This window comes from Paraburkholderia sp. MM5477-R1 (assembly GCF_050436385.1).
GTDB lineage: Bacteria > Pseudomonadota > Gammaproteobacteria > Burkholderiales > Burkholderiaceae > Paraburkholderia > Paraburkholderia tuberum.
In genome coordinates this window covers 1,153,959-1,177,579 of the sequence record NZ_JBNDMC010000007.1, presented here as the reverse complement: position 1 = coordinate 1,177,579, position 23,621 = coordinate 1,153,959, and the positions used below count along the sequence as shown (strand labels likewise).

Below are 23,621 nucleotides of genomic sequence, written 5' to 3'. Positions count from 1 at the left end.
AGGCACGGCGGCTGCCAGCAATGCCGGGTGCAGGCTCCGTTCCATTTTACTGGCGCCGCGCGGACTTTTTAAGTCCGCGCGGGCGCGATCGGTGGTTCGTGGGGGGCGCAATTCGTGCGCGGCCTGAGCGCGCGTCGCGTGCACGTTGCTGTCGCTACGCTCGCCCGTTCAGATCTCGTCGAGCTTGCGGCCCGACAGCGCGCGGCGAATTCCCTTGTTCATGCGGCGCGCGGCGAATTCGTCGGTGCCTTCGGCGAGCGCCTTCGTCGCGGCTTCGATCGCGCCGACGTCTTCGCCTGGCGCGACGTTGCGCAGCGCGGCGAGCAGCGCGTCGAGTTCGGCGCGTTCGCTGTCGTCGAGCAGCTCGGCGTCGGCGGCGAGCGCCGCGTCGGTCGCTTCGACGAGACGCTGCGCTTCGACCTGCGCCTCGCGCAATGCGCGCGCGCGCATGTCGATTTCAGCGGTCGAAAAGCTGTCTTCGAGCATGCGCGCGATGTCGTCGTCGGCGAGGCCATACGAAGGCTTCACGACGACCGATGCCTCCACGCCCGACGCCAGCTCGCGCGCAAACACCGACAGCAGGCCGTCGGCGTCGACCTGATAGGTCACGCGAATGCGCGCGGCGCCGGCGGCCATCGGCGGAATGCCGCGCAGCTCGAAGCGCGCGAGCGAACGGCAATCGCTGACGAGCTCGCGCTCGCCTTGGACGACGTGAATCGCCATCGCGGTCTGGCCGTCCTTGAAGGTCGTGAAATCCTGCGCGCGCGCGACTGGAATCGTCGAGTTGCGCGGAATGATCTTTTCGGTGAGGCCACCCATCGTCTCGACGCCGAGCGACAGCGGAATCACGTCGAGCAGTAGCCATTCGTCGCCTTCCGCCCCGCGGTTGCCGGCGAGCAGATCGGCCTGGATCGCGGCGCCGAGTGCGACGACCTGATCCGGATCGAGATTGACGAGCGGCGGCTGGCCGAAGAACGCCTCGACCGCGCGGCGGATCACCGGCATGCGCGTCGCGCCGCCGACCAGCACGACGCCCTTGATTTCCTTCGTGGTGACCTTCGCGTCGCGCAGCGCCTTTTTCGTCGGGCCCAGCGTGCGTTGCACCAGCGCGGCCGTGATGGTCTCGAAAGTGGCTTCGTCGATCGTGAGATCGAGCGCGGTGCCGTTGGCAAGCGTGAGCTTGAGGGTGGTTTGCGACGCGCTCGACAGCGCCTCCTTGGCCTCGCGCACGCTATCGAGCAGCAGGCGCACGTCGTGCGGCGCGAGCGTCTGCGACGCGATGCCGGCCTGTTCGAGCACATGGCGATATAGCGCATGGTCGAAGTCGTCGCCGCCGAGCGCGGAATCGCCGCCCGCCGCGAGCACTTCGAAAACGCCCTTGGTGAGCTTCAGGATCGACAGGTCGAAGGTGCCGCCGCCGAGGTCGTAGACCGCGTACAAACCTTCCGCGCCGTTGTCGAGACCGTAGGCGATCGCCGCAGCGGTCGGTTCGTTGAGCAGACGCAGCACGTTCAGCCCCGCGAGGCGCGCGGCGTCCTTGGTCGCCTGGCGCTGCGCTTCGTCGAAGTAAGCGGGCACCGTGATTACCGCGCCGACGAGCTCGTCGGCGAGCGTGTCTTCGGCGCGCTGGCGCAGCGTCGCGAGAATTTCAGCCGACACCTCGACCGGGCTCTTCACGCCGTCGACGGTGCGGATCTGCACCATGCCGGGTGCATCGACGAAGTCGTACGGCGCGTTTTCGGCGCCCTCCACCTCGGCCTTGCCGCGGCCCATGAAGCGCTTGACCGACACGATCGTGTTGCGCGGGTCGGTCGCGGCTTCGGCCTTCGCCCGGCGGCCGATGCGACGGCCGCCCTGCTCCAGGTAACGCACCACCGACGGCAGCAGCACGTGCCCGTCTTCGTCGGGCAGCACATCGGGCACGCCGCTGCGCACAGCGGCGACGAGGGAGTTGGTGGTGCCGAGATCGATACCGACCGCCAGACGCCGCTGGTGAGGCGCCGGCGCCATGCCGGGTTCGGAGATTTGCAGTAAGGCCATCTGGATCTTCTCGGGGACGTTGTGCCCCGTCCTGAATATTCGCGTTGCTGGGGTGATGCCGCGGCTCGCGGCCGCTCTGGTTTTTTGTTTGTCGCTTACTACGTCGCTGCCTGCTGTTGCTGCTTGCCCGCGCCGCGCTTTTGCGCGCGTCGCGCGAAACCGCGCTAGCCTTCGAGCCGCTCGATCTGGGCATCGATTTCCGACGCGACGCGCTCGATGAACATCAGCTGCCGCACCGCCTCGCCCGCCGCCTGATTTGCGCCGTGATCGAGCGATGCGCCGAGCTTGTCGAAGCGCCGACGCTCCTCGTCGCGCAACTCGATGAGCAGCGCGTCGAGCGCGTCGACGTTCTTCGCCGCGGCCGCGTCCTCGATGTTCTCGCGCCACTCCATCTGCTGCATCAGGAACGCGGGCTCCATCGCCGTGTTGTTCTCCGCGCCGACGTTGATGCCGCGCAACGACAGCAGATAGGTCGCGCGCTTGAGCGGATCGCGCAGCGTCTGATAGGCCTCGTTCGCGCGCGTCGCCCACTGCATCGCGATGCGCTTTTGCGCATCGCCGGCCGCCGCGAAGCGATCCGGATGCACCTGCGCCTGCACGGTGCGGTACGCGTGATCGAGCGTGCTCGCGTCGAGCGCGAATTGCGCCGGCAGACCAAACAGATCGAAGTGGCTGTCGTTCAGCGAGGCCATCGGATTAAAGTCCGTTGATGAAAACTGGTATGGAGACGTCGGGCCTTGTCAGGCGCGACCGCTTCAGTCGCCCGCAGATCAAACTAAAAAGGCGGCCCGCGCCGCCTTTGATCCGCCGCACGCGGAAAGTATCGAACCTAGACGCGGAACGACTCGCCGCAGCCGCATTCGTCTTTCACGTTCGGGTTGTTGAACCTGAAGCCTTCGTTCAGCCCTTCGCGTGCGAAGTCGAGCTCGGTGCCGTCGATATACGCGAGACTCTTCGGGTCGACGACGACCTTCACGCCGCCCGTCTCGAACACCTGATCTTCAGGCGCGACTTCGTCCACGTACTCGAGCTTGTAGGCGAGGCCCGAGCAACCGGTGGTGCGCACGCCGACGCGCAACCCGATGCCCTTACCGCGGCGGGTCAGATACTTCTGGACGTGCTGTGCTGCCTTTTCGGTCAACGTAATTGCCATAACGTTTCTCAGTTGCCAGAGCGCGCGGCGCGCGTGTCCGCGCCGCGCTCACCGGTTACTCCGTTCTTACCCTGTTGCTCAGGCGGCGTTGCCGTCTTCGGCAAGCGCTGCTTCGCCGTGGCGCTGCTTGTAGTCGGCGACCGCTGCCTTGATCGCGTCTTCCGCGAGGATCGAGCAGTGGATCTTCACCGGCGGCAGTGCCAGTTCTTCGGCGATCTGCGTGTTCTTGATCGACATCGCCTGGTCGAGCGTCTTGCCCTTCACCCATTCGGTGACGAGCGAGCTCGATGCGATGGCCGAGCCGCAGCCGTAGGTCTTGAACTTCGCGTCTTCGATGATGCCGTCCGCGCCGACGCGGATCTGCAGCTTCATCACGTCGCCGCAGGCCGGCGCACCGACCATGCCGGTGCCGACCGTGTCGTCGTCCTTCGCGAAGGAACCGACGTTGCGCGGGTTTTCGTAGTGGTCGAGGACCTTGTCGCTATAAGCCATGATTACACTCCTTGATTCGTTTCAACCTGCAATGCGATGAACGTTCGATGTCCGCTTCGTCCAGCCGGCGCGTCAGTGCGCGGCCCACTGGATGGTCGACAGATCGATCCCGTCCTTGTGCATTTCCCACAGCGGCGACAGATCGCGCAGCTTGGAAATCTTCGACTTCAGCAGGTTGATCACGTAGTCGATTTCCTGCTCGGTCGTGAAGCGTCCCACCGTGAAGCGGATCGAGCTGTGCGCGAGTTCGTCGTTGCGGCCAAGCGCGCGCAGCACGTACGACGGCTCCAGCGACGCCGATGTGCACGCCGAGCCCGATGACACCGCGACGTCCTTCACCGCCATGATCAGCGATTCGCCTTCGACGAAATTGAAGCTGATGTTCAGGTTGTGCGGCACACGCTTTTCCATGTCGCCGTTCACATACACTTCCTCGATTTGCGACAGGCCTTTCAGCAGCCGGTCACGCAGCATGCGGATGCGCTCGTTTTCGGTCGCCATCTCTTCACGCGCGATACGGAACGCTTCTCCCATGCCGACGATCTGGTGCGTCGCGAGCGTGCCCGAACGCATGCCGCGCTCGTGACCGCCGCCGTGCATCTGCGCCTCGATACGGATACGCGGCTTGCGACGCACGTAAAGCGCGCCGATGCCTTTCGGGCCGTAGGTCTTGTGCGCCGAGAACGACATCAGGTCGACCTTCAGCTTCTGCAGATCGATCTGGATCTTGCCGGTGGCCTGCGCCGCGTCGACGTGGAAAATGATGCCCTTCTCGCGCGTAATCTCGCCAATCGCCTCGATGTCCTGGATGACGCCGATCTCGTTGTTGACCGACATCACCGACACCAGAATCGTGTCCGGGCGCAGCGCCACCTTGAACGCGTCGAGGTCGATCAGACCGTCGTCCTTGACATCCAGATAGGTGACTTCGAAGCCTTCGCGCTCGAGCTCGCGGGTGGTGTCCAGCACCGCCTTGTGCTCGGTCTTCACCGTGATGATGTGCTTGCCCTTGCTCTTGTAGAAGTGCGCGGCACCTTTCAGAGCGAGGTTGTCCGACTCCGTCGCACCCGAGGTCCAGATGATTTCGCGTGGATCGGCGTTCACGAGCGCGGCGACCTGCTCGCGCGCTTCCTCGACTGCGCGCTCGGCGGTCCAGCCATAAGCGTGACTACGCGATGCGGGATTGCCGAACTGCTCGCGCAGATACGGGATCATCTTTTCCACCACACGCGGATCGATCGGCGTCGTGGCGCTGTAGTCCATGTAGATGGGCAGATGGAGAGAGTCGTTGTTCATCAATTGCTCCGGGGACGTCATGTGCTCTGGCTTCTGGGTTCGATATGGGGCTGCGGCGAGGGTTTTCTATTGCGTGCCGCGCTTCACGAACCGGCCATGTTGAAAACGGAATTGGGACCCTTGGGCGCCACGCGGACGGGTTCGACCGCCGGAGCGTCGTTGCGCCTGTCGCGCAGCACGGCCGGCGTGCCTTCGCGCGAACGCTGCTGATCCACCAGATCCTTTAGCGAAACCGAATCGAGATATTCGACCATTTTCTGGTTCAGCGTCGACCACAGCTCATGCGTCATGCAGTGGCCGTCGTGCTGCTTGGTGCCTTCGCATGTGCCCTTACCGCCGCACTGGGTGGCGTCGAGCGGTTCGTCGACCGCGATGATGATGTCGGCTACCGTCACCTCTTCGGCACGGCGCGCGAGATTGTAGCCACCGCCCGGTCCGCGCACGGATTCGACGATTTCATGACGGCGCAGCTTGCCAAACAGCTGCTCGAGATACGACAGGGAGATGTGTTGGCGCTGGCTGATACCCGCAAGCGTCACCGGGCCCTGCTCCTGGCGCAGCGCCAGGTCGATCATCGCCGTGACGGCGAAACGGCCTTTCGTGGTGAGTCTCATATGATGTGGGAACCGCAATTCTCGACAAGTTTGGTCAAGTATAAATACATGAGCAATTTAGTCAAGTATGGGCGGTAAATTTTGTGTCATTCGCTTAATTGATCGCCATACGTCGACGCCGCGCCCCCACCCGTGTGGTGCGTCTGCGTTCTTCGCCCGATGCCTACGCGAGCAACTGCGGGCGCAGCGCGGCGATCAGCCCGCGGCAGGCTGCTTCGCATTGATCGAGCACCAACTCGAAGCCTTCCGCGCCGCCGAAATACGGATCGACAACCTCTCGCGCGCCGCTCCAGCGGCCATCCGACTCAGGCACGAACTCCATCAGCAGACGGATCTTGTCGCGCTGTGCGGGCGGGCACAGTTGACGCAACGCGGCGACGTTTCGGTCGTCCATGGCAATCAGCAGATCGAAGCGCTTGAAGTCCGCGACCGTGATCTGGCGGCCGCGCAGCGCGTCGAGCGCATAGCCGCGCTGGCGGGCCGCGTGTTGCGCGCGTTCGTCGGGCGCCGCGCCGATGTGCCAATCGCCGGTGCCGGCCGAATCGATCAGGATGCAGTCCGCAAGCTTCGCCTCGTCGACCAGATGACGCATCACGCCCTCCGCCGTCGGTGAACGGCAGATATTCCCGAGGCAAACGAAACAGATGGACACAGTTTTCATCAGGGATTTTCGACGCCCGAGGCGCCGCGCGTGAGGTCGTCAGACAGTCAGCGGACTGCGCCGCGATTATACAAATCTCGACAGATTCGCGCCGAGCGGGGCGCAGCCAGCAAGATCAGCGGCTTCGGAGCGTCGCGGTCCGCCGCGCCGGCTTACGATGCCTCGGCGAGCGGCGTCGCCGTGGCTGCACGCATCGGCTTGGCCGGCAATGCCGACGCCGTGTCGATCATGCCGTACGACACCGCGCGTGCGAGTTCGGCGGTCAGATGGTTGGCGTCGAGCGGCATCTGCGAAGCGCGCGAAGCGGTTTGGCCGTTGACGTGCAGAAAGGCGAGCACCGCGAGCGGTACAACGATGGCTAGGGGCCAGTACACCGATATTGTCTTTTTCATGATGTGTTTTTCAATTAGGGGCGCATGAGCTTATGACGCACTATGCCCTAACGAAATGCTATAGGAATTCACAATCGGGAAAAAGCGGCCCGCGCGAGATAGATCGTTGCTTGATACGAAACAGTCAATTGAGACCTCTTTCGGGAACGAGTGGCGCATCGCTGGCACACAAAAGTGAAGCTTACAAATGCATACAAAGCCGCCGCGACGGACGGCGACAATCACGGTCTTATTCTTACCCTTACATTTCTTTGCACTGGCATCGGTCCCACAAAATGAAACGCATTGCATCTCTCGCTGGCCTGGTGGCCGCCGCGCTGCTCGGCGGCTGCGCGGTCTATCCGGACGGCACGCCGATGTACGGCAACGGCTACGGCGCCTATAGCGGCTACAAAGGTTATGACGATTCCGCATACGCGCCGGGTGCCGCGGTCGTGCCGCAAACCAATGTGTACCTCGGCTACGGCGATTACGGTCCGGGACGCTACTACGGCCCAGCGCCGGGCTCTGGCTATCGCGGCTATCCGGATCGCGGTCATCCGAACGACAACGACTGGCACCACGGCGATCACGGCAACGGACATGGCAACAATGGCGGCGGTCCTGGACAACCGCACGGCGGCCCGCCGCCGCAGGGCGCAGCGGGCGGTCCGCACGGCCCTGGTGGTGCCAATGGCGGCCCGCACCCCGGCGCGGGCGGCCCGCCGCCGGGCCACCCGCAAGCCGGCAACGGCGGTGGACGAGGCAACGATTCGGGGAGAAATGCGCCCGCGCGTCAGCCGGGGCAGATGACCGAACATTGAAGACGGAGCGGCGCTGAAGCATCCCGCCGGCTTCTTCGCCCATTTCGACGGCTGCGCGAGCGCGCAGCCGTCAAACCAATCCCAATGCCGCCCGCTCAGCCAATATGGCTGCGCTGCGCGGCATACAACTCGCGGAACGTACGACCCACCGGCGCCGGCATGTCGCGCGTATCGGTCCAGCCCGCGCCGCCGAGCGGCAGTTTGGCGATCGACCGATTGCGCCCACCCATGCGCTCCAGCACGCGCACGGCGAGTTTGGTAAAGAGCGCATAGGCATCGGGATGCAGCGCGAACCAGCCCCACAGCGCCAACCCGGCGCGCTCCTTCCACGGCCGCAGGTGTCGCTCCATCTGCTTTTCGCGCAGCTTGCGCAACAGATCGGACAGCGGGATACCGACCGGACACACGCTATTGCATTCGCCGCATAACGTCGCCGCTTGCGGCAGGTCGAGCGCCTTGTCGATGCCGACATAGCTCGGCGTCAGCACCGACCCCATCGGCCCCGGATAGACCCAGCCATATGCGTGCCCGCCGACCTTCTGATACACCGGGCAATGGTTCATGCACGCGCCGCAGCGGATGCAGCGAAGCATCTCCTGGAAGTCGCCGCCGATCAGCCCTGTGCGGCCACCGTCGACGAGCACCACGTACATATGCTCGGGCCCATCCTGATCGCCCGCGCCACGCGGCCCGGTCAGCATCGAAAAATAGTTCGAGGTGGCCTGGCCGGTTGCCGAACGCGGCAGCAGGCGCATAGCCGTCGCGAGATCCTCGAGCGTCGGCAGCACCTTCTCGATGCCGGTGACAGCGACATGCACGCGCGGCATCACCGTGCACATACCTTCGTTGCCCTCGTTGGTCACGAGCGCGACCGAGCCCGTTTCCGCGATGATGAAATTGCCGCCCGTCACGCCCATGTCCGCGCTCAGAAAATGCGGCCGCAGCATCTCGCGCGCCTCACGCGTCAAGTCGGGAATCTCGGTGAGCCGCGGCCGGCCGTGCGTCTTCGCGAACAGATCGGCGATCTCGTCCTTATCCTTGTGAACGACCGGCGCGATGATGTGGCTTGGCGGCTCGTTGTCGTTGATCTGCAGGATGTATTCGCCGAGGTCGGTTTCGATCGACTGCACGCCCATCTGCCCGAGCACTTCGTTCAGACGCATTTCCTCGGTGACCATCGACTTGGTCTTGATCACCTTCTTCACGCCGTGCTTGCGCGCAATGTCGCCGACGAGCCGCGCGGCCTCCTGCGTGGTCTCCGCGAACAGCACAGTCACGCCGCGCCGGGTCGCCTCGCGCTCGAAGGTTTCGAGCCACACGTCGAGATTCTCGAGCGCGCGATCACGGCGCTCCTTGAGCGCGGCCCGCGTCGCGGGGAAATCGATCGCGGTCATCGCGCTCGCGCGCGCCGACACGAACTTCGTGGACAGCTTGGTCAGGTTCTGCTGCAGGCGCTGGTCGGCGAGTTTCTGACCGGCGCGAGCCTTGAACTGCATCGATTGGACTTGCATGGCGGCCCTGATGAAATCGCATTGAAAGGCGCGGCGCATTCGCGCCCGACGCAATGCGTGACAGACAAGATAAACGTGACGCGAACAATGGCGGTGTTCGCCGCGCGGGGATTACACGTCGCCGGCCAGCACCTGTGCGATATGCAGCACGCGCGTCGTCGAGTCACCGTTGCGGCGCAGCCGCCCTTCGATATTCAACATGCAGCCGAGGTCGCCGAGCACCACCGCACCGGCGCCGCTCGCGGCGATGTTCGCGCACTTTTCGTCGACGATCGCGGTCGAGATATCGCCGTATTTGACCGCGAAAGTGCCGCCGAAGCCGCAGCAATGCTCGCAGCCTTTCATCTCGGTGACCGCGACGCCGACCTGCGCGAGCAGTTCGCGCGGCTGTTCCTTGACGCCCAGTTCGCGCAAGCCCGAACACGAGTCGTGATAAGTCACCTGTCCCGCGAACTCGCCCGGTTGCAACTGCACCTTCGCGACGTTGACGAGGAAATCCGTCAGCTCGAACACCTTGCCGCGCAGGCGGCCGAAACGGTTCATCAGCTCGGGATCGTCGCGGAACAGGTCGCCGTAGTGCGCGCGGATCATGCCGCCGCACGAGCCCGACGGCACCACCACATAGTCGAACTGTTCGAACTCGCGCAGCGTTTTCTCGGCAAGGTCGCGCGCGAGGTGGCGGTCTCCCGAGTTATACGCAGGTTGCCCGCAACAGGTTTGCGCGGGCGGCACTACGACCTCGAAACCGGCGCCTTCGATCAGCTTGATGACGGAGAAACCGATCTCGGGACGCATCAGGTCAACGAGGCAAGTGACGAACAATCCGACTCGCATGAGCCCTCCTTGCGGGGAAACGTCCCTGATTATCCGCTGTTTGCCGGTGCAATACCAACGGCCGGAAGGCATAGGAAGCACGCCGCGCCGGATTCGAAGCGCGCCTCGAAGCGTTCGCTTTTTTCACAATACGAGATACAATCAGTTTTCGCTGTTTGACGCATCCACCGATTCTCATATGAGCGATACGAACCCGGATCCCAAAACTTCGATCCAGGTGATCGAACGCATGATGCGCCTGCTCGACGCACTGGCGGCGCATAGCGACCCGGTCAGCCTGAAAGAACTGGCCATCCGCACGGAGCTGCATCCATCCACCGCGCACCGCATCCTGAACGATATGGTGATGTGCCGGCTGGTCGACCGTTCAGACCCCGGCACCTACCGTCTTGGCATGCGCCTGCTCGAACTGGGCAATCTCGTCAAGGCGCGCCTGTCGGTGCGCGACGCGGCGCTCACGCCGATGCGCGAGCTGCACCGCGAGACCGGGCAGACCGTGAACCTGTCGGTGCGTCAGGGCGACGAAATCGTCTATATCGAACGCGCGTATTCGGAGCGCTCGGGCATGCAGGTGGTGCGGGCGATCGGCGGGCGCGCGCCGCTTCATCTGACCTCGGTCGGCAAGCTGTTCCTCGCGGCCGACGAAGCCACCCGCGTGCGTGCCTACGCAACACGCACCGGTCTGTCGGGCCACACGCAGAACAGCATCACCGATCTCGCGAAACTCGAGCGCGAGCTGTCGCATGTGCGCCAGCAGGCCTGCGCGCGCGACAACGAGGAACTGGAGTTGGGCGTGCGCTGCATCGCCGCCGGCATCTACGACGATACCGGCAAGCTGGTCGCGGGACTGTCGTTGTCGGCGCCGGCCGATCGTTTGCAGGATTCATGGCTCGGGCAGTTGAGCCAGACCGCGTTGATGATTTCGGAATCGCTCGGCTACCGGCCGCAGCCGCAGCAGGACCATGCGCACGGCGGGCACGGCTCACATGGCTCGCACGGCCAGCATTAGTGAAGTGAAGGGGGCGGCCGCCCAACCGCCGTTGCACCCTTTGCCCTCCCGCCGGCGCCATGAAAAAAGCCTCGCATCCGCGAGGCTTTTTCTTTGCACGTCAGCTGCAGCCGGACTGACTACCACCGGCTGAGTATGCGTTGCGGCTTCAGGTACCCGGACCGCCGGCATCGGCGCTCGTGATACGCGGCTGGTCGCCGCCGTTGTCGAGCCACGTACGCAGACGCGTCGCGTCCGCGAAACGCGAGTACTTGCCCGACGAATCGAGCAGCACCAGGATCATCGGCCGGCCGTGGATGGTCGCCTGCATCACGAGGCACTCGCCCGCTTCGTTGATGAAGCCGGTCTTCTGCAGACCGATGTCCCACGTCGGGTTGCGCACCAGCGCGTTCGTGCTGTTGTACGCGAGCGTGCGCTTGCCGGTGTACACCTCATAGCTGTGATCGGTCGAGAACTTGCGGATCAACGGGTACTGATACGCCGCGTTGACCATCTTCACGAGATCGCGCGCGCTCGACACGTTCATGCTCGTCAGACCGGTCGGGTTCTCGAAGTGCGTGTCGTTCATGCCGAGCTGCCTGGCCTTCGCGTTCATCGCCGCGAGAAACGCCGGACGGCCGCCCGGGTAGTAGCGCGACAGCGCCGCCGCCGCGCGGTTTTCCGACGCCATCAGCGCGATGTGCAGCATGTCCTCGCGCGACAGCACCGAGCCCACCGACAGACGCGAACCGGTGTTCTTCTCGTAGTCGCGGTCTTCGTCGGTGACTTCGATCTGATCGGTCATCGGCTCTTTCGAATCGAGCACCACCATCGCCGTCATCAGCTTGCTGATCGATGCGATCGGTACCACCGCGCGCGAGTTCTTGTCGAACAGCGTCTCGCCGCTGTTCTGGTCGATCACATAGGCGACGCTCGAGCGCAGCATCAGCGCGTCCGGCGTCTCGTGCAGACCAAATGCCTGGCCGACGCTCGGCTGGCGCGGCTCGTACGCGACGCGTCGCATCACCGAACGGTGTCGGCCGTTCGCCGTGAACGTGACGCGCTTGCGTTTGACGACGGCGTGCGGGGCATCTTCATCCGCCGCAGCGGCTTTCACGGCCTCACCCTTGCCGGCTTTCGCCGCATGGCTCGGCACCTTTCCGGTGGCGGCCGCCTGCGCCGGCTTCCTGGCAGTTTTAGCGTGTTTGGAAATTTTTGCGGATGCAGCAGACGTAGCTGCAAAAGTGCTGACAGGCGTAGCGAACGCCGCTGCGACGGCCAGCGAGACGGCCACCGACAGAGCGGTGCTGCGCGCCGCGCCGTGGAGCACTTTTAGCGACGAAAACATGTCGGTTTTCATGGGTGTTCGATAGGGAGCGGCGAGAGGTTTCCGCAAGTGTAGTAAAGCAACGAAAAATTAGCAATTTGAAGCACTTATACGCGCTCCTTAAACCGGCTTGTCAGCTCCGATCGCGAAAACACGAATAAGTGCCGCGCCTCGATCGAAAAAAACGATCGTCGCCAGCAAGCCTCGCCATCGCCGCCCGGCCCAATCGAGCAGATCATTGCAGGATAACGGCAATTTTGAGACAACCTTGATTCGGGGAAATACTGTCAGAGCACAGGCGGAAACTACCGCGCCGCGCCATGAAGGCGTTGCGAGCGTGCGACGGACTTTTTTAAGTGTCCGACGAAAGTCGCTAACGCGCGTTCGACTGCCATCGTTCTTTAACGTTCCTTGTCATCTTGTGGTTTACATCGAATTGATGATGATCGGTCTTTCAGGGGCGAATCGCTGCCACACGGAAAAATAATCTCCCGACGGCCTGCTGAACGGTTGGTTTATGTCGCACCAGCACGGGGCAACGAGCAATCGTTCCACGTCATATTAATGACATGCCTACTGTATAACCTATTGTTTTGTCGGCATTTTCTTAACATTGTGCAACGCACAAAAAACGCTTGACATTCCTTGTGGGCATCCTAAAATGGGAACCATTGCTGCGATGCACAAAACATCGCGGTCCGGGGAGACGATGAATCTGCGTCTCGCCACCCACCCAATGCGGTCCGCACAGACCGGCCGCAATCCAGGAGCGTAAACCATGACTCTGCTGACCCCTGAGCAATTCGCCGCAGCCCAGAAAGCCAACTTCGAAACCCTGTTCGGCCTGACGACCAAAGCATTTGAAGGTGTCGAAAAGCTGGTCGAACTGAACCTGCAAGTTGTGAAGTCGACGCTCGCCGAAAGCCAGGAAAATGCCCAACGCGCGCTGTCCGTGAAGGACGCGCAGGAACTGCTGGCACTGCAAGCAAGCCTCGCGCAGCCGGTGGCTGAAAAGGCGCTGTCGTATGGCCGCCATGTGTACGAAATCGTTTCGGCAACGCAGGGTGAATTCACCCGCGTCGCGGAAGCGCAATTCGAAGAGCAAAACCGCAAGGTTCAGGCGCTCGTCGAAAACGTCGCCAAGAACGCACCGGCCGGTTCGGAAACCGCTGTCGCCGTGATGAAGTCGGCTATCACCGCCGCCAACACCACGTACGAAACGGTCCACAAGGCAACCCGCCAGGCTGTCGAAATCGCCGAAAGCAACTTCAACGCAGCTGCAACGGCCGCTTCGAAGGCAGCTTCGCAAGCCGCTGCGCAAGCATCGCGCGCCGCCGCCAAGAAGGCCGTCTAAGCTTCACGCGTCAACACGCCAGGCTTTATGCCTCGTGTCGTCTTTCACGCCGGCCCAGCCTATGCGCTGCGCCGGCGTTATCGCAAGCAACAGCGTCGTGCCGTTGCCGCTTATACGGTTTGATGAGCCGAACGCTCCGATACGTTGCAATGACGTATCGTTTGCCCGGCCGCCAAGCCGGGATTTTTTTGCCCGCCACTGGCCGCCACGAAAACAGAAACGGCGCGCTCCGCCATGGAGCGCGCCGTTTTTCTTTGCCGTACGGCTCGACCGGCTTTGCCGCGCCCGCATGTCGTCATGCAGGCGCGGCGCACCGCGTTACTCGTTACTTCTTCTTGACGGGCGGCAGATCGGTACAGACGCCTTCATACAACTCGGCCGCCATGCCGATCGATTCGCCGAGCGTCGGATGCGGATGGATCGTCTTGCCGATATCCGTTGCGTCCGCGCCCATCTCGATCGCGAGACAGACTTCGCTGATCAGGTCGCCCGCATTCAGACCGACGATACCGCCACCGATCACGCGATGCGTTTCCTCATCGAACAGCAGCTTCGTGAAGCCCTCGTCGCGACCGTTGGCGATCGCGCGACCCGATGCGGCCCACGGAAACACCGCCTTGCCGAACTTGACGCCTTCGGCTTTCAGCTGGTCTTCCGTCTTGCCAGCCCAAGCCACTTCCGGATCGGTGTAGGCCACCGACGGAATCTGCAGCGCGTCGAAGTACGCCTTCTCGCCATGCGCGGCTTCCGCCGCCACGTGGCCTTCGTGCACGGCCTTGTGCGCGAGCATCGGCTGACCGACGATGTCGCCGATCGCGAAGATGTGCGGCACATTCGTGCGCTGTTGCCTGTCGACTTCGATGAAGCCGCGATCCGTCGCCGCGACGCCGGCCTTTTCCGCGCCGATCCGCTTGCCGTTCGGCGAGCGGCCGACGGCCACCAGCACGAGGTCGTAGCGTTGCGGCTCGGCCGGCGCCTGCTCGCCCTCGAACGACACGTAGATGCCGTCGTCCTTCGCTTCGGCGGCGATGGTCTTGGTCTTCAGCATCACGTTCGCGAAACGCTTGCTGTTGTACTTCTCCCAGACCTTGACCAGATCGCGGTCCGCGCCGGCCATCAGGACGTCGAGCATTTCGACCACGTCGATGTTCGCGCCGAGCGTCGAGTACACGGTCGCCATTTCGAGACCGATGATGCCGCCGCCGATCACGAGCATGCGCTGCGGAATCTGGCGCAGTTCGAGCGCGCCGGTCGAATCGACGACCCGCGGATCTTCCGGAATGAACGGCAGCTTCACCGCTTCCGAGCCCGCTGCGATGATCGCCTGGTTGAACCTGACGACCTTCTTGCCGCCCTCGGTCTGCACTTCCATGTGGTTCGGATCGACGAACGCACCCGTACCGACCACCACTTCGACCTTGCGCGCCTTCGCCATGCCGGCGAGACCGCCTGTCAGCTTCTTGACCACGCCGGACTTGAAATCGCGCAGCTTGTCGAGATCGATCTGCGGCTTGCCGAACGTGATGCCGTGCGCGGCAAGATCAGCCGCTTCGTCGATGACGAGCGCGGTGTGCAGCAGCGCCTTCGACGGGATGCAGCCGACGTTCAGACACACGCCGCCGAGCGTCGGATAACGCTCGACCAGCACGGTCTTCATGCCGAGGTCGGCGGAGCGGAACGCGGCCGAATAACCGCCGGGGCCCGAACCGAGCACGAGCATGTCGCACTCGATGTCGGCGCTGCCCGAATAGCTGCCGGCTTGCGCAGCCGCTGCGGCGGCCTTCGGCGCCGCAGCGGCGGGCGCCGGCGCGGGAGCCGCCTTCTCGGGCGCTTTCGGCTCCGCAGCGGCCGCAGCCGCGCCGCCCGCCGTTGCCTCGACGAGCGCGATGACCGTGCCCTGCGAGACCTTGTCGCCCGGCTTGATACGCACTTCCTTGACGGTGCCGGCGGTATCGCTCGGCACTTCCATCGACGCCTTGTCGGATTCGAGCGTCAGCAGCGACTGCTCTTTTTCGATGGTGTCGCCCGGCTTGATGTTGACTTCGATGACGTCGACGTCCTTGAAGTCACCGATGTCCGGCACTTTTACTTCGACGAGACTCATGGTGTCCCCTTCTCTTATTGATCGATGATGAGCGGCGCCTTCGACGCGCACAGCGCACGCGAACGCGCGGACGGCGCGACGCGGATCGGTCGAAACCATCCGCGCCCGCGCCGGCGGACCTCACCAGACGGTCAAAGAATCACACGCCGGAAATCGGCAAGAATCGAACCGAGGTATGCGTTGAAGCGCGCGGCTTCCGCTCCGTCGATCACGCGATGGTCGTACGACAGCGACAGCGGCATGGTCAGGCGCGGCTCGAACTGCTTGCCGTCCCACACCGGCTTCATCGCGCTGCGCGACAGGCCGAGAATCGCGACTTCAGGCGCATTGATGATCGGCGTGAAGTGCGTGCCGCCGATACCGCCCAGCGACGAGATCGAGAAGCAGCCGCCCTGCATCTGGTCCGGCTTCAGCTTGCCCTCGCGCGCGGCCTTCGACAGGTCGGCCATTTCCTTCGCGATGTCGACGAGGCCCTTCTTGTCCGCGTCGCGAATCACCGGCACCATGAGGCCGTTCGGCGTGTCGGCGGCAAAACCGATGTGGTAGTACTGCTTGAACACCAGGTTGTCGCCGTCGAGGCTCGCGTTGAAGGTCGGGAATTTCTTCAGGGCCGCCACGCAGGCCTTGATCACGAACGCGAGCATCGTGAACTTGACGCCCGCCTTCTCGTGTTCCTTGTTCAGCTTGACGCGCAGCGCTTCGAGCTCGGTGATGTCCGCTTCGTCGTTGTTCGTGACGTGCGGGATCATGACCCAGTTGCGATGCAGGTTCGCGCCCGAGATCTTCTTGATACGCGACAACGGCTTCGGATCGATCGGACCGAACTTCGTGAAGTCGACCTTCGGCCACGGCAGCAGATTCAGCTCGCCACCGCCGGCGGCCGGCGCGGCCGCACCAGCCGGCGCCGCGCGCTGGCCCGTCATCACGCCCTTCACGAACGCGGTCACGTCGGCCTGCGTAATGCGGCCCTTCGGACCGGTGCCCTTCACCTGGCCGACGTCCACCCCGAGTTCGCGCGCGAACTTGCGCACCGACGGCGACGCATGGCTCGGATGACGCGAGCCGCCTTCTCCAGCCGGGATCAGCGGCGCCTGCGCGAGCGCGGACGGCGCGGCCGGTGCCGGGGTCGGCGTGGCCGGCGCGTCGAACGGCTTTTCAGTCGGCGCCTTCGCGGCCGGTGCCGGCGCGGGTGCCGGGGCAGCGCCGCCTTCCGCTTCGATCACGACGATGACCGAGCCTTCCGACACGGTATCGCCAACCTTCACCTTCACTTCCTTGACGACGCCGGCGGCCGAGCTGGGCACATCCATCGTCGCCTTGTCGGATTCGAGCGTGACGAGCGACTGTTCCTTCTCGACACGATCGCCGACCTTCACCGCGATCTCGATCACGGGAACGTCTTTGTAGTCGCCGATATCCGGCACCTTGATTTCCTGCACGCCACCGCCTGCTGCCGCGGGTGCGGGCGCCGCAGCGGGAGCTGCCGCCGGCGCAGGAGCAGGAGCCGGTGCGGCAGCCGGCGCGGGCGCCGCGGCAGCGGCAGCGGCGTTGGCGCCTTCCAGCACGATGATCAGCGTGCCTTCGGACACCGCATCGCCGACCTTGACCTTCACTTCCTTGACGACGCCGTCGGCCGAGCTCGGCACATCCATCGTCGCCTTGTCGGATTCCAGCGTAACGAGCGATTGCTCTTTTTCGACGGTGTCACCCGCCTTCACCAGCACCTCGATCACAGGGATGTCCTTGTAATCGCCGATGTCCGGCACCTTGACTTCGATCGCTTGACTCATTGTTAGTGTCTCCTGGGCCGCGCACGCCGCCGGCCCCTCGCGATGAGGAGCAAGCGCGTGCATCGTGGCACACGGGTGATGCCTTAGACGGTCATCGGGTTGGGTTTGGCGGGATCAAGGTTGTACTTCTTGAGCGCCTCGGCGACCACCTTGCGTTCGATCGTGCCTTCGTCCGCCAGCGCGTTCAGCGCGGCGACCGTGACCCAGTAGCGATCGACTTCGAAGAAGTGACGCAGCTTCTCGCGCGTGTCCGAACGGCCGTAGCCGTCAGTGCCCAGCACGACGAACTTCTGCGGCACGAACGCGCGGATCTGCTCGCTCAGCGCGCGCACGTAGTCGGTCGATGCGATGACCGGGCCCGGCGCATCCTTCAACAGCTTCTCGACGTGCGACAGCTTCTTCTCTTCGGTCGGGTGCAACAGGTTCCAGCGCTGCACTTCGTGACCTTCGCGCGCGAGCTCGGTGAAGCTCGGCACGCTCCACAGGTCGGCGTTGACGCCCCAGTCGTTTTTCAGCAGGTCGGCCGCGGCGATCACTTCGTTGAAGATCGTGCCCGCGCCCATCAGCTGCACGTGCGGCGCCTTTTTATCGGCTGCGGTCTTGCTGAACGAGTACATGCCCTTGATGATGTCGGCCGCCACGGTCTCGCCCTGCGGGATCGCCGGGTGCTCGTAGTTCTCGTTCATCACGGTGACGTAGTAGTAGACGTCTTCCTGGTCGGCGACCATGCGGCGCAGACCGTCCTGCACGATGACCGCGAGTTCGTAGCCGAACGTCGGGTCGTAGCTGATGCAGTTCGGCACCGAAGCCGCCCACATCAGCGAGTGGCCGTCTTCGTGTTGCAGGCCTTCGCCGTTCAGCGTCGTGCGGCCCGCCGTGCCGCCCAGCAGGAAGCCGCGCGAGCGCATGTCGCCAGCGGCCCATGCGAGGTCGCCGATGCGCTGGAAACCGAACATCGAGTAGAAGATGTAGAACGGGATCATGATCTCGCCGTGCGTCGAGTACGACGTCGCGGCCGCGATCCAGTCGGCCATGCCGCCGGCTTCGTTGATGCCCTCCTGCAGGATCTGACCGGTCTCCGACTCACGGTAGAACATCAGCTGGTCGGAATCTTCCGGCACGTACTTCTGGCCGTCCTGATTCCAGATACCGATCTGACGGAACAGACCTTCCATGCCGAACGTACGCGATTCATCCGGCACGATCGGCACGACGCGCTTGCCGAGCGTCTTGTCCTTCAGCAGGATGTTCAGGATCCGCACGAACGCCATCGTCGTGGAGATCTCGCGGCCTTCGCCCGTGCCCTTCAACAGCGGCTCGAATGCCGACAGTTCCGGCACCGGCAGCGACTCGGCCTTCTGACGACGCGCCGGCAGATAGCCGCCGAGGTCCATGCGTTTCTGGCGCATGTACTCGAGTTCCTTCGAGCCTTCCTCGAACGTCAGGTACGGCACGTCGACGATCTGCTCGTCCGTGATCGGCAGACGGAACTGGTCGCGGAACTTCTTCAGCTGCTCCACCTGCATCTTCTTCTGCTGGTGGGTGATGTTCATCGCCTGGCCGGCTTCGCCCATGCCGTAGCCCTTGATCGTCTTCGCGAGGATGACGGTCGGCTGGCCCTTCGAATTCGTCGCTTCCGTGAACGCCGCGTAGATCTTGTGCGGATCATGGCCGCCGCGGTTCAGATTCCAGATGTCGTCGTCGGACCAGTCGGCGACCAGCGCCTTCAGCTCCGGCGTGTTGAAGAAGTGTTCGCGCACGAACGCGCCCGACTCCGACTTGTACGTCTGGTACTCGCCGTCGACGACTTCCATCATGCGGCGCATCAGCGCGCCCGACTTGTCGCGCGCGAACAGCGCGTCCCAGCGGCTGCCCCAGATGACCTTGATCACGTTCCAGCCGGCGCCGCGGAATTCGCTTTCGAGTTCCTGGATGATCTTGCCGTTGCCGCGCACCGGACCGTCGAGACGCTGCAGGTTGCAGTTGATCACGAACACGAGGTTGTCCAGACGCTCGCGGCCGGCCATGCCGATCGCGCCGAGCGATTCCGGCTCGTCCGTTTCGCCGTCGCCGAGGAAGGCCCAGACCTTGCGGCCGTCGGTCTTCGCGATGCCGCGCGCCTGCAGGTACTTCATGAAGCGCGCCTGGTAGATCGCCATGATCGGGCCCAGGCCCATCGACACGGTCGGGAATTGCCAGAAGTCCGGCATCAGCCACGGATGCGGATACGACGAGATGCCCTCGCCGCCGACTTCCTGGCGGAAGTTGTCGAGCTGCTTGTCGGTCAGGCGACCGAGCAGGAACGCGCGCGAGTAGACACCCGGCGACGAGTGGCCCTGCACGAACACGAGGTCACCGCCGTGCTCGGCCGACGGTGCGTGCCAGAAGTGGTTGTAGCCGACGTCGTACAGCGTGGCGGCCGATGCGAACGACGCGATGTGGCCGCCGACGTTGGTTTCCTTGCCGGCGCGCAGCACCATCGCCATCGCGTTCCAGCGTGTGTACGAGCGGATACGGTGTTCGATGTCCTGGTCGCCGGGGTTCTTGGCCTGGCGCGCGACCGGAATCGTGTTGATGTAAGGGGTGTTAGCGGAGAACGGCAGATGTTCGCCGTGCACGCGTGCGAATTCGATCTGTTTTTCGATCAGGTAGTGGGCACGGTCAGGGCCTACTGCAGAAATCACGCCATCCAGCGCTTCCAGCCATTCGCCGGTTTCCTGGGGATCGTCGTCTTTATCGGCGGCGACATATTTCATGACTTCGTCGGGTACAGCGGACATGCTCGTCTCCTGGGTATGGGGAACGCACTTTGAACAGACGACGCGGACGCAGGAATGGCCGCGGCAGCTCCGGCCGATTGTAATAAGGGTCCCGACGTCAGCGCAACCAAATTTTCAAATTACGAGATCAATTCTCATAATGCGGAAAATTGCTGCGACGCAACCTGGTTTGACTGCCGATCGACTGATCCGCCGGCTAGTTTGCGCCGATTAACTGCACTTTCCGTGCTTTTTTGCGCCATTTGTCGGGGACGCGCTGAGCTACAATGCCACGCATGTTGACCGAACGGCTCTTCTCTCGCTCGGCGCGCACCGCGGGTTCGCCGGCGGATTCGTCGCCGTCCTCGCGCTGGCACCACGGACCCTGGTGGTCCAATTCCTATTTGCTGACGCCGCTCCTGTCGATCCTGGTGTTCCTGGTCGTCATGAGCCTGATTCTGTGGAGTCTGAACCGGCGCGAGCAGCAACAGCAGGAAGACACGCTGTACCGCAACGTCGCGTGGGCGCAGCAGCAGATCCGCCTGTCGATGACGGGCGCGCAAGAGCAGATCCAGGCACTCGCGCGCGACCTCGCCGCCGGCCATGCCGACGAGCATTCGTTCCAGGTGAGCACCACGGAAATCATGCAGGGGCATCCTGAGATCCTCTACATGAACTGGTACACGGGCCAGCAGCAGCCGCGCTGGCCCAACGCCGCGCCGCCGGTGCTCGGCCAGCGGCTCGCGCGTCCGAACGACGCGCAGATGGACGAAGCTGTCAAGGCCGGCTTCGCCGAGGCGCGCAACACGCGCCGCCAGGTGTACTCGCCGCTCATCTACGACGACCTCGGCAACGGCTTCATCACGCTGCAAACGCCGATCTTCCGCGACCGCGATTTCCTCGGCACCATCGCCGCGGTGTTCTCGGTGGAAGGCATTCTGAAGCGCGACATCCCGCCCGAGCTGTCGGCCAAATACAAGATCTCGATCATCGACGCGAACAACCGCGAGTTGACCACCACGTCGACCCGCCCGCGCCTGCCGCGCGACATGTTCTACGACCTGCCGCTCGACCCGCCGGGCCAGGGCATTTCGGTGCGCGTGTACGCGTTCCCGCAGATCACCAACTTCACGAACAACACGCTGGTGTGGCTGGTGGCCGGCCTCTCCTGCTTCGTACTGTGGAGCCTGTGGAGTCTGTGGAAGCACACGCGTCAGCGCTTCGAGGCGCAGCAGGCGCTCTACGCGGAAGCGTTTTTCCGCCGCGCGATGGAAAACTCGGTGCTGATCGGCATGCGCGTGCTCGACATGCACGGCCGCATCACGCACGTGAACCCGGCGTTCTGCCGCATGACCGGCTGGGACGAAAGCGACCTCGTCGGCAAGAGCGCGCCGTTCGCCTACTGGCCGCGCGACGCGTACCCCGAGATGCAGCGTCAGCTCGACATGACGCTGCGCGGCAAGGCGCCCTCGTCCGGCTTCGAGCTGCGCGTGCGGCGCAAGGACAGCTCGACGTTCCACGCGCGGCTCTACGTGTCGCCGCTGATCGACAGCTCGGGCCGCCAGACCGGCTGGATGTCGTCGATGACCGACATCACCGAGCCGAAGCGCGCGCGCGAAGAGCTCGCCGCCGCCCACGAACGCTTCACGACCGTGCTCGAAAGCCTCGACGCGGCGGTGTCCGTGCTCGCCGCCGACGAAGCCGAGCTGCTGTTCGCGAACCGCTATTACCGGCATCTGTTCGGCATCCGCCCGGACGGCCACCTCGAACTCGCGGGCGGCGGCTTCGACGCCTCGCAGGCGTCGTCCGATTCGATCGACATGGTCGACACCTTCGTCGGCCTGCCCGCCGCCGCGCTGACCGAAAGCGCCGCCGACGCGCAGGAAATCTACATCCCCGGCATCCAGAAGTGGTTCGAGGTGCGACGCCAGTACATCCAGTGGGTCGACGGCCATCTCGCGCAGATGCAGATCGCGACCGACATCACGACCCGCAAGCGCGCGCAGGAACTCGCGCGCCAGCAGGACGAGAAGCTGCAGTTCACGAGCCGCCTGATGACGATGGGTGAAATGGCCTCGTCGCTCGCGCACGAACTGAACCAGCCGCTCGCCGCCATCAATAACTATTGCTCCGGAACCGTCGCACTGGTTAAATCCGGTCGAACGACGCCCGACAATCTGCTGCCGGTACTCGAAAAGACCGCGCAGCAGGCGGTGCGCGCCGGCATGATCATCAAGCGTATCCGCGAGTTCGTGAAGCGCAGCGAGCCGAAGCGGCAGGCCACGCGGGTCGCGGATATCGTCGCGGACGCGGTGGGTCTCGCCGAAATCGAGGCAAGGAAGCGGCGCATTCGCATCGTTACCGATCTGCGCTCGCGGCTGCCGGTGATCTACGTCGATCCGGTGCTGATCGAGCAGGTGCTCGTGAACCTGCTGAAGAACGGCGTCGAAGCGATGGCCGAAGCGCGCCCGAACGCGGTCGACCCAGTCATCCGCGTGGTCGTGCGACTGGAGAGCGGCTTCGTCTGCATCAGCGTCGTCGACCAGGGGCCCGGCGTCGACGAAGCGACCGCCGAGCGTCTGTTCGAACCGTTTTACAGCACCAAGTCCGATGGCATGGGCATGGGGCTGAACATTTGCCGTTCGATTATCGAATCGCACCGCGGCCGTCTGTGGGTGGTCAACAACGTCGAATCCGACGGCCACATCACGGGCGCCACGTTCCATTGCAGTCTGCCCATTGGGGAGCCTGACGGCCCGAGCAACGGCGGGTCCGAGGCGCCGATACCACAAACCGTTACGGGAGAGCTATGAACAGCCCAGTCACCACACAGGAAACCGTCTTTGTCGTCGACGACGACGAGGCCGTGCGAGATTCGCTGCGCTGGCTGCTGGAGGCGAACGGCTACCGCGTTCAGTGCTTCTCGAGCGCCGAGCAGTTCATCGACGCATGGCAGCCGCATCAGCATCCGGGCCAGATCGCGTGTCTGATCCTCGACGTGCGGATGTCCGGCATGAGCGGGCTCGAGTTGCAGGAACGCCTGATCGCCGACAACGCGTCGCTGCCGATCATCTTCGTGACGGGCCACGGCGACGTGCCGATGGCGGTGTCGACGATGAAAAAAGGCGCGATGGACTTCATCGAAAAGCCGTTCGACGAAGCCGAACTGCGCAAGCTCGTCGAGCGCATGCTCGACAAGGCACGCAGCGAAAGCACCAGCGTCCAGCAGCAGCGCGCCGCGGCCGAGCGCCTCGGCAAGTTGACCGCGCGCGAGCATCAGGTGCTCGAGCGGATCATCGCGGGCCGCCTGAACAAGCAGATCGCCGACGACCTCGGCATCAGCATCAAGACGGTCGAAGCGCATCGCGCGAACATCATGGAAAAGCTGAACGTCAATACGGTCGCCGATCTGCTGCGACTCGCGCTGTCGAACAAGCCGCAAACGGCGCAGTAACAGAGGCACGGGCGGCCCTTCGTTCGGAGGGGCCGTTGGTACGCAACCG

Annotated in this window: 20 protein-coding genes; 5 read left to right on the top strand and 15 right to left on the bottom strand. The window is 63.9% G+C overall.

Going from position 1 to position 23,621, the window contains the following annotated elements; translation table 11 throughout:
- Positions 1 to 168: 168 nt before the first annotated feature.
- The 8 genes from hscA to OKW35_RS34310 all read right to left on the bottom strand — a co-directional run bounded on the left by hscA (position 169) and on the right by OKW35_RS34310 (position 6,648).
- A complete protein-coding gene (gene hscA / locus OKW35_RS34345; RefSeq protein WP_184057330.1) occupies positions 169 to 2,040 on the bottom strand; it encodes a Fe-S protein assembly chaperone HscA in 1,872 nt (623 codons plus the stop codon).
- A gap of 164 nt (positions 2,041 to 2,204) precedes the next feature.
- The gene (gene hscB / locus OKW35_RS34340; protein ID WP_090800792.1) at positions 2,205 to 2,732 is read right to left on the bottom strand and encodes a Fe-S protein assembly co-chaperone HscB; all 528 of its coding nucleotides are present in this window, start codon (positions 2,730 to 2,732) and stop codon (positions 2,205 to 2,207) included.
- A 137-nt stretch (positions 2,733 to 2,869) separates the two neighbouring features.
- Complete coding sequence (gene iscA, locus OKW35_RS34335) at positions 2,870 to 3,193, bottom strand: iron-sulfur cluster assembly protein IscA (RefSeq protein WP_090800794.1); 324 nt, start codon at positions 3,191 to 3,193, stop codon at positions 2,870 to 2,872.
- 78 nt (positions 3,194 to 3,271) lie between these two features.
- Positions 3,272 to 3,685: a Fe-S cluster assembly scaffold IscU gene (gene iscU / locus OKW35_RS34330; protein WP_429554417.1), complete on the bottom strand. Its 414-nt coding sequence runs from the start codon at positions 3,683 to 3,685 to the stop codon at positions 3,272 to 3,274.
- Between the two features lie 72 nt (positions 3,686 to 3,757).
- Positions 3,758 to 4,981, bottom strand: coding sequence for an IscS subfamily cysteine desulfurase (locus OKW35_RS34325; RefSeq protein WP_429554416.1), 1,224 nt, complete (start codon positions 4,979 to 4,981; stop codon positions 3,758 to 3,760).
- An 83-nt stretch (positions 4,982 to 5,064) separates the two neighbouring features.
- Positions 5,065 to 5,595, bottom strand: coding sequence for a Fe-S cluster assembly transcriptional regulator IscR (gene iscR / locus OKW35_RS34320; RefSeq protein WP_018417524.1), 531 nt, complete (start codon positions 5,593 to 5,595; stop codon positions 5,065 to 5,067).
- A 163-nt stretch (positions 5,596 to 5,758) separates the two neighbouring features.
- Positions 5,759 to 6,256, bottom strand: a complete 498-nt coding sequence (locus tag OKW35_RS34315) for a low molecular weight protein-tyrosine-phosphatase (protein ID WP_429554415.1) — start codon at positions 6,254 to 6,256, stop codon at positions 5,759 to 5,761.
- A gap of 152 nt (positions 6,257 to 6,408) precedes the next feature.
- Complete coding sequence (locus tag OKW35_RS34310) at positions 6,409 to 6,648, bottom strand: hypothetical protein (RefSeq protein WP_184067533.1); 240 nt, start codon at positions 6,646 to 6,648, stop codon at positions 6,409 to 6,411.
- A gap of 275 nt (positions 6,649 to 6,923) precedes the next feature.
- Between OKW35_RS34310 and OKW35_RS34305 the strand changes: the two genes are divergently transcribed.
- On the top strand, positions 6,924 to 7,451 hold the full coding sequence (locus OKW35_RS34305) for a hypothetical protein (RefSeq protein ID WP_429554414.1): 528 nt from the start codon (positions 6,924 to 6,926) through the stop codon (positions 7,449 to 7,451).
- A gap of 95 nt (positions 7,452 to 7,546) precedes the next feature.
- Here the strand turns inward: OKW35_RS34305 and OKW35_RS34300 are convergent, their stop codons facing one another.
- Together OKW35_RS34300 and OKW35_RS34295 are read right to left on the bottom strand one after the other, a co-directional pair.
- Positions 7,547 to 8,962 (bottom strand): lactate utilization protein B, encoded by a 1,416-nt coding sequence (locus OKW35_RS34300; RefSeq protein ID WP_184057339.1) that lies wholly within the window; start codon positions 8,960 to 8,962, stop codon positions 7,547 to 7,549.
- A gap of 111 nt (positions 8,963 to 9,073) precedes the next feature.
- The gene (locus OKW35_RS34295; RefSeq protein WP_429355763.1) at positions 9,074 to 9,796 is read right to left on the bottom strand and encodes a (Fe-S)-binding protein; all 723 of its coding nucleotides are present in this window, start codon (positions 9,794 to 9,796) and stop codon (positions 9,074 to 9,076) included.
- 178 nt (positions 9,797 to 9,974) lie between these two features.
- Between OKW35_RS34295 and OKW35_RS34290 the strand changes: the two genes are divergently transcribed.
- Positions 9,975 to 10,805, top strand: coding sequence for an IclR family transcriptional regulator (locus OKW35_RS34290; RefSeq protein WP_090800805.1), 831 nt, complete (start codon positions 9,975 to 9,977; stop codon positions 10,803 to 10,805).
- A 148-nt stretch (positions 10,806 to 10,953) separates the two neighbouring features.
- Here the strand turns inward: OKW35_RS34290 and pbpG are convergent, their stop codons facing one another.
- Entirely contained in the window at positions 10,954 to 12,144 is a 1,191-nt protein-coding gene (gene pbpG / locus OKW35_RS34285; RefSeq protein ID WP_429405205.1) for a D-alanyl-D-alanine endopeptidase, read from the bottom strand.
- A gap of 745 nt (positions 12,145 to 12,889) precedes the next feature.
- Between pbpG and OKW35_RS34280 the strand changes: the two genes are divergently transcribed.
- On the top strand, positions 12,890 to 13,465 hold the full coding sequence (locus OKW35_RS34280; protein ID WP_013089827.1) for a phasin family protein: 576 nt from the start codon (positions 12,890 to 12,892) through the stop codon (positions 13,463 to 13,465).
- A gap of 3 nt (positions 13,466 to 13,468) precedes the next feature.
- Here OKW35_RS34280 and OKW35_RS34275 read toward each other — a convergent pair whose 3' ends face one another.
- The 4 genes from OKW35_RS34275 to aceE form a co-directional block, all read right to left on the bottom strand.
- Positions 13,469 to 13,756 (bottom strand): hypothetical protein, encoded by a 288-nt coding sequence (locus tag OKW35_RS34275; RefSeq protein ID WP_429554413.1) that lies wholly within the window; start codon positions 13,754 to 13,756, stop codon positions 13,469 to 13,471.
- 34 nt (positions 13,757 to 13,790) lie between these two features.
- Complete coding sequence (gene lpdA, locus OKW35_RS34270) at positions 13,791 to 15,569, bottom strand: dihydrolipoyl dehydrogenase (protein WP_187612683.1); 1,779 nt, start codon at positions 15,567 to 15,569, stop codon at positions 13,791 to 13,793.
- A gap of 131 nt (positions 15,570 to 15,700) precedes the next feature.
- Complete coding sequence (gene aceF / locus OKW35_RS34265) at positions 15,701 to 17,359, bottom strand: dihydrolipoyllysine-residue acetyltransferase (protein WP_184057350.1); 1,659 nt, start codon at positions 17,357 to 17,359, stop codon at positions 15,701 to 15,703.
- A gap of 83 nt (positions 17,360 to 17,442) precedes the next feature.
- Positions 17,443 to 20,139 carry a pyruvate dehydrogenase (acetyl-transferring), homodimeric type gene (gene aceE / locus OKW35_RS34260; RefSeq protein WP_090800813.1) on the bottom strand — a complete coding sequence of 899 codons (2,697 nt, stop codon included), beginning with the start codon at positions 20,137 to 20,139 and terminating at the stop codon, positions 17,443 to 17,445.
- 275 nt (positions 20,140 to 20,414) lie between these two features.
- Here aceE and fixL point away from each other — a divergent pair, with 275 nt between their 5' ends.
- On the top strand, positions 20,415 to 22,931 hold the full coding sequence (gene fixL / locus OKW35_RS34255) for an oxygen sensor histidine kinase FixL (RefSeq protein WP_429555110.1): 2,517 nt from the start codon (positions 20,415 to 20,417) through the stop codon (positions 22,929 to 22,931).
- On the top strand, positions 22,928 to 23,572 hold the full coding sequence (gene fixJ, locus OKW35_RS34250; protein ID WP_062129599.1) for an oxygen response regulator transcription factor FixJ: 645 nt from the start codon (positions 22,928 to 22,930) through the stop codon (positions 23,570 to 23,572). Before fixL ends, fixJ begins: the two co-directional genes overlap by 4 nt.
- Positions 23,573 to 23,621 lie beyond the last annotated feature (49 nt).

What these genes read in the sequence shown, in the direction of transcription:
- OKW35_RS34300 (WP_184057339.1), bottom strand. Translation starts at nt 8,962, where the DNA reads ATGCAAGTCCAATCGATGCAGTTCAAGGCTCGCGCCGGTCAGAAACTC.
- OKW35_RS34290 (WP_090800805.1), top strand. Translation starts at nt 9,975, where the DNA reads ATGAGCGATACGAACCCGGATCCCAAAACTTCGATCCAGGTGATCGAA.
- pbpG (WP_429405205.1), bottom strand. Translation starts at nt 12,144, where the DNA reads ATGAAAACCGACATGTTTTCGTCGCTAAAAGTGCTCCACGGCGCGGCG.
- OKW35_RS34325 (WP_429554416.1), bottom strand. Translation starts at nt 4,981, where the DNA reads ATGAACAACGACTCTCTCCATCTGCCCATCTACATGGACTACAGCGCC.
- OKW35_RS34275 (WP_429554413.1), bottom strand. Translation starts at nt 13,756, where the DNA reads ATGCGGGCGCGGCAAAGCCGGTCGAGCCGTACGGCAAAGAAAAACGGC.
- hscB (WP_090800792.1), bottom strand. Translation starts at nt 2,732, where the DNA reads ATGGCCTCGCTGAACGACAGCCACTTCGATCTGTTTGGTCTGCCGGCG.
- aceE (WP_090800813.1), bottom strand. Translation starts at nt 20,139, where the DNA reads ATGTCCGCTGTACCCGACGAAGTCATGAAATATGTCGCCGCCGATAAA.
- iscA (WP_090800794.1), bottom strand. Translation starts at nt 3,193, where the DNA reads ATGGCAATTACGTTGACCGAAAAGGCAGCACAGCACGTCCAGAAGTAT.
- OKW35_RS34315 (WP_429554415.1), bottom strand. Translation starts at nt 6,256, where the DNA reads ATGAAAACTGTGTCCATCTGTTTCGTTTGCCTCGGGAATATCTGCCGT.
- OKW35_RS34305 (WP_429554414.1), top strand. Translation starts at nt 6,924, where the DNA reads ATGAAACGCATTGCATCTCTCGCTGGCCTGGTGGCCGCCGCGCTGCTC.
- aceF (WP_184057350.1), bottom strand. Translation starts at nt 17,359, where the DNA reads ATGAGTCAAGCGATCGAAGTCAAGGTGCCGGACATCGGCGATTACAAG.
- OKW35_RS34295 (WP_429355763.1), bottom strand. Translation starts at nt 9,796, where the DNA reads ATGCGAGTCGGATTGTTCGTCACTTGCCTCGTTGACCTGATGCGTCCC.
- fixJ (WP_062129599.1), top strand. Translation starts at nt 22,928, where the DNA reads ATGAACAGCCCAGTCACCACACAGGAAACCGTCTTTGTCGTCGACGAC.
- OKW35_RS34310 (WP_184067533.1), bottom strand. Translation starts at nt 6,648, where the DNA reads ATGAAAAAGACAATATCGGTGTACTGGCCCCTAGCCATCGTTGTACCG.
- lpdA (WP_187612683.1), bottom strand. Translation starts at nt 15,569, where the DNA reads ATGAGTCTCGTCGAAGTAAAAGTGCCGGACATCGGTGACTTCAAGGAC.
- iscU (WP_429554417.1), bottom strand. Translation starts at nt 3,685, where the DNA reads ATGGCTTATAGCGACAAGGTCCTCGACCACTACGAAAACCCGCGCAAC.
- hscA (WP_184057330.1), bottom strand. Translation starts at nt 2,040, where the DNA reads ATGGCCTTACTGCAAATCTCCGAACCCGGCATGGCGCCGGCGCCTCAC.
- OKW35_RS34280 (WP_013089827.1), top strand. Translation starts at nt 12,890, where the DNA reads ATGACTCTGCTGACCCCTGAGCAATTCGCCGCAGCCCAGAAAGCCAAC.
- fixL (WP_429555110.1), top strand. Translation starts at nt 20,415, where the DNA reads ATGTTGACCGAACGGCTCTTCTCTCGCTCGGCGCGCACCGCGGGTTCG.
- iscR (WP_018417524.1), bottom strand. Translation starts at nt 5,595, where the DNA reads ATGAGACTCACCACGAAAGGCCGTTTCGCCGTCACGGCGATGATCGAC.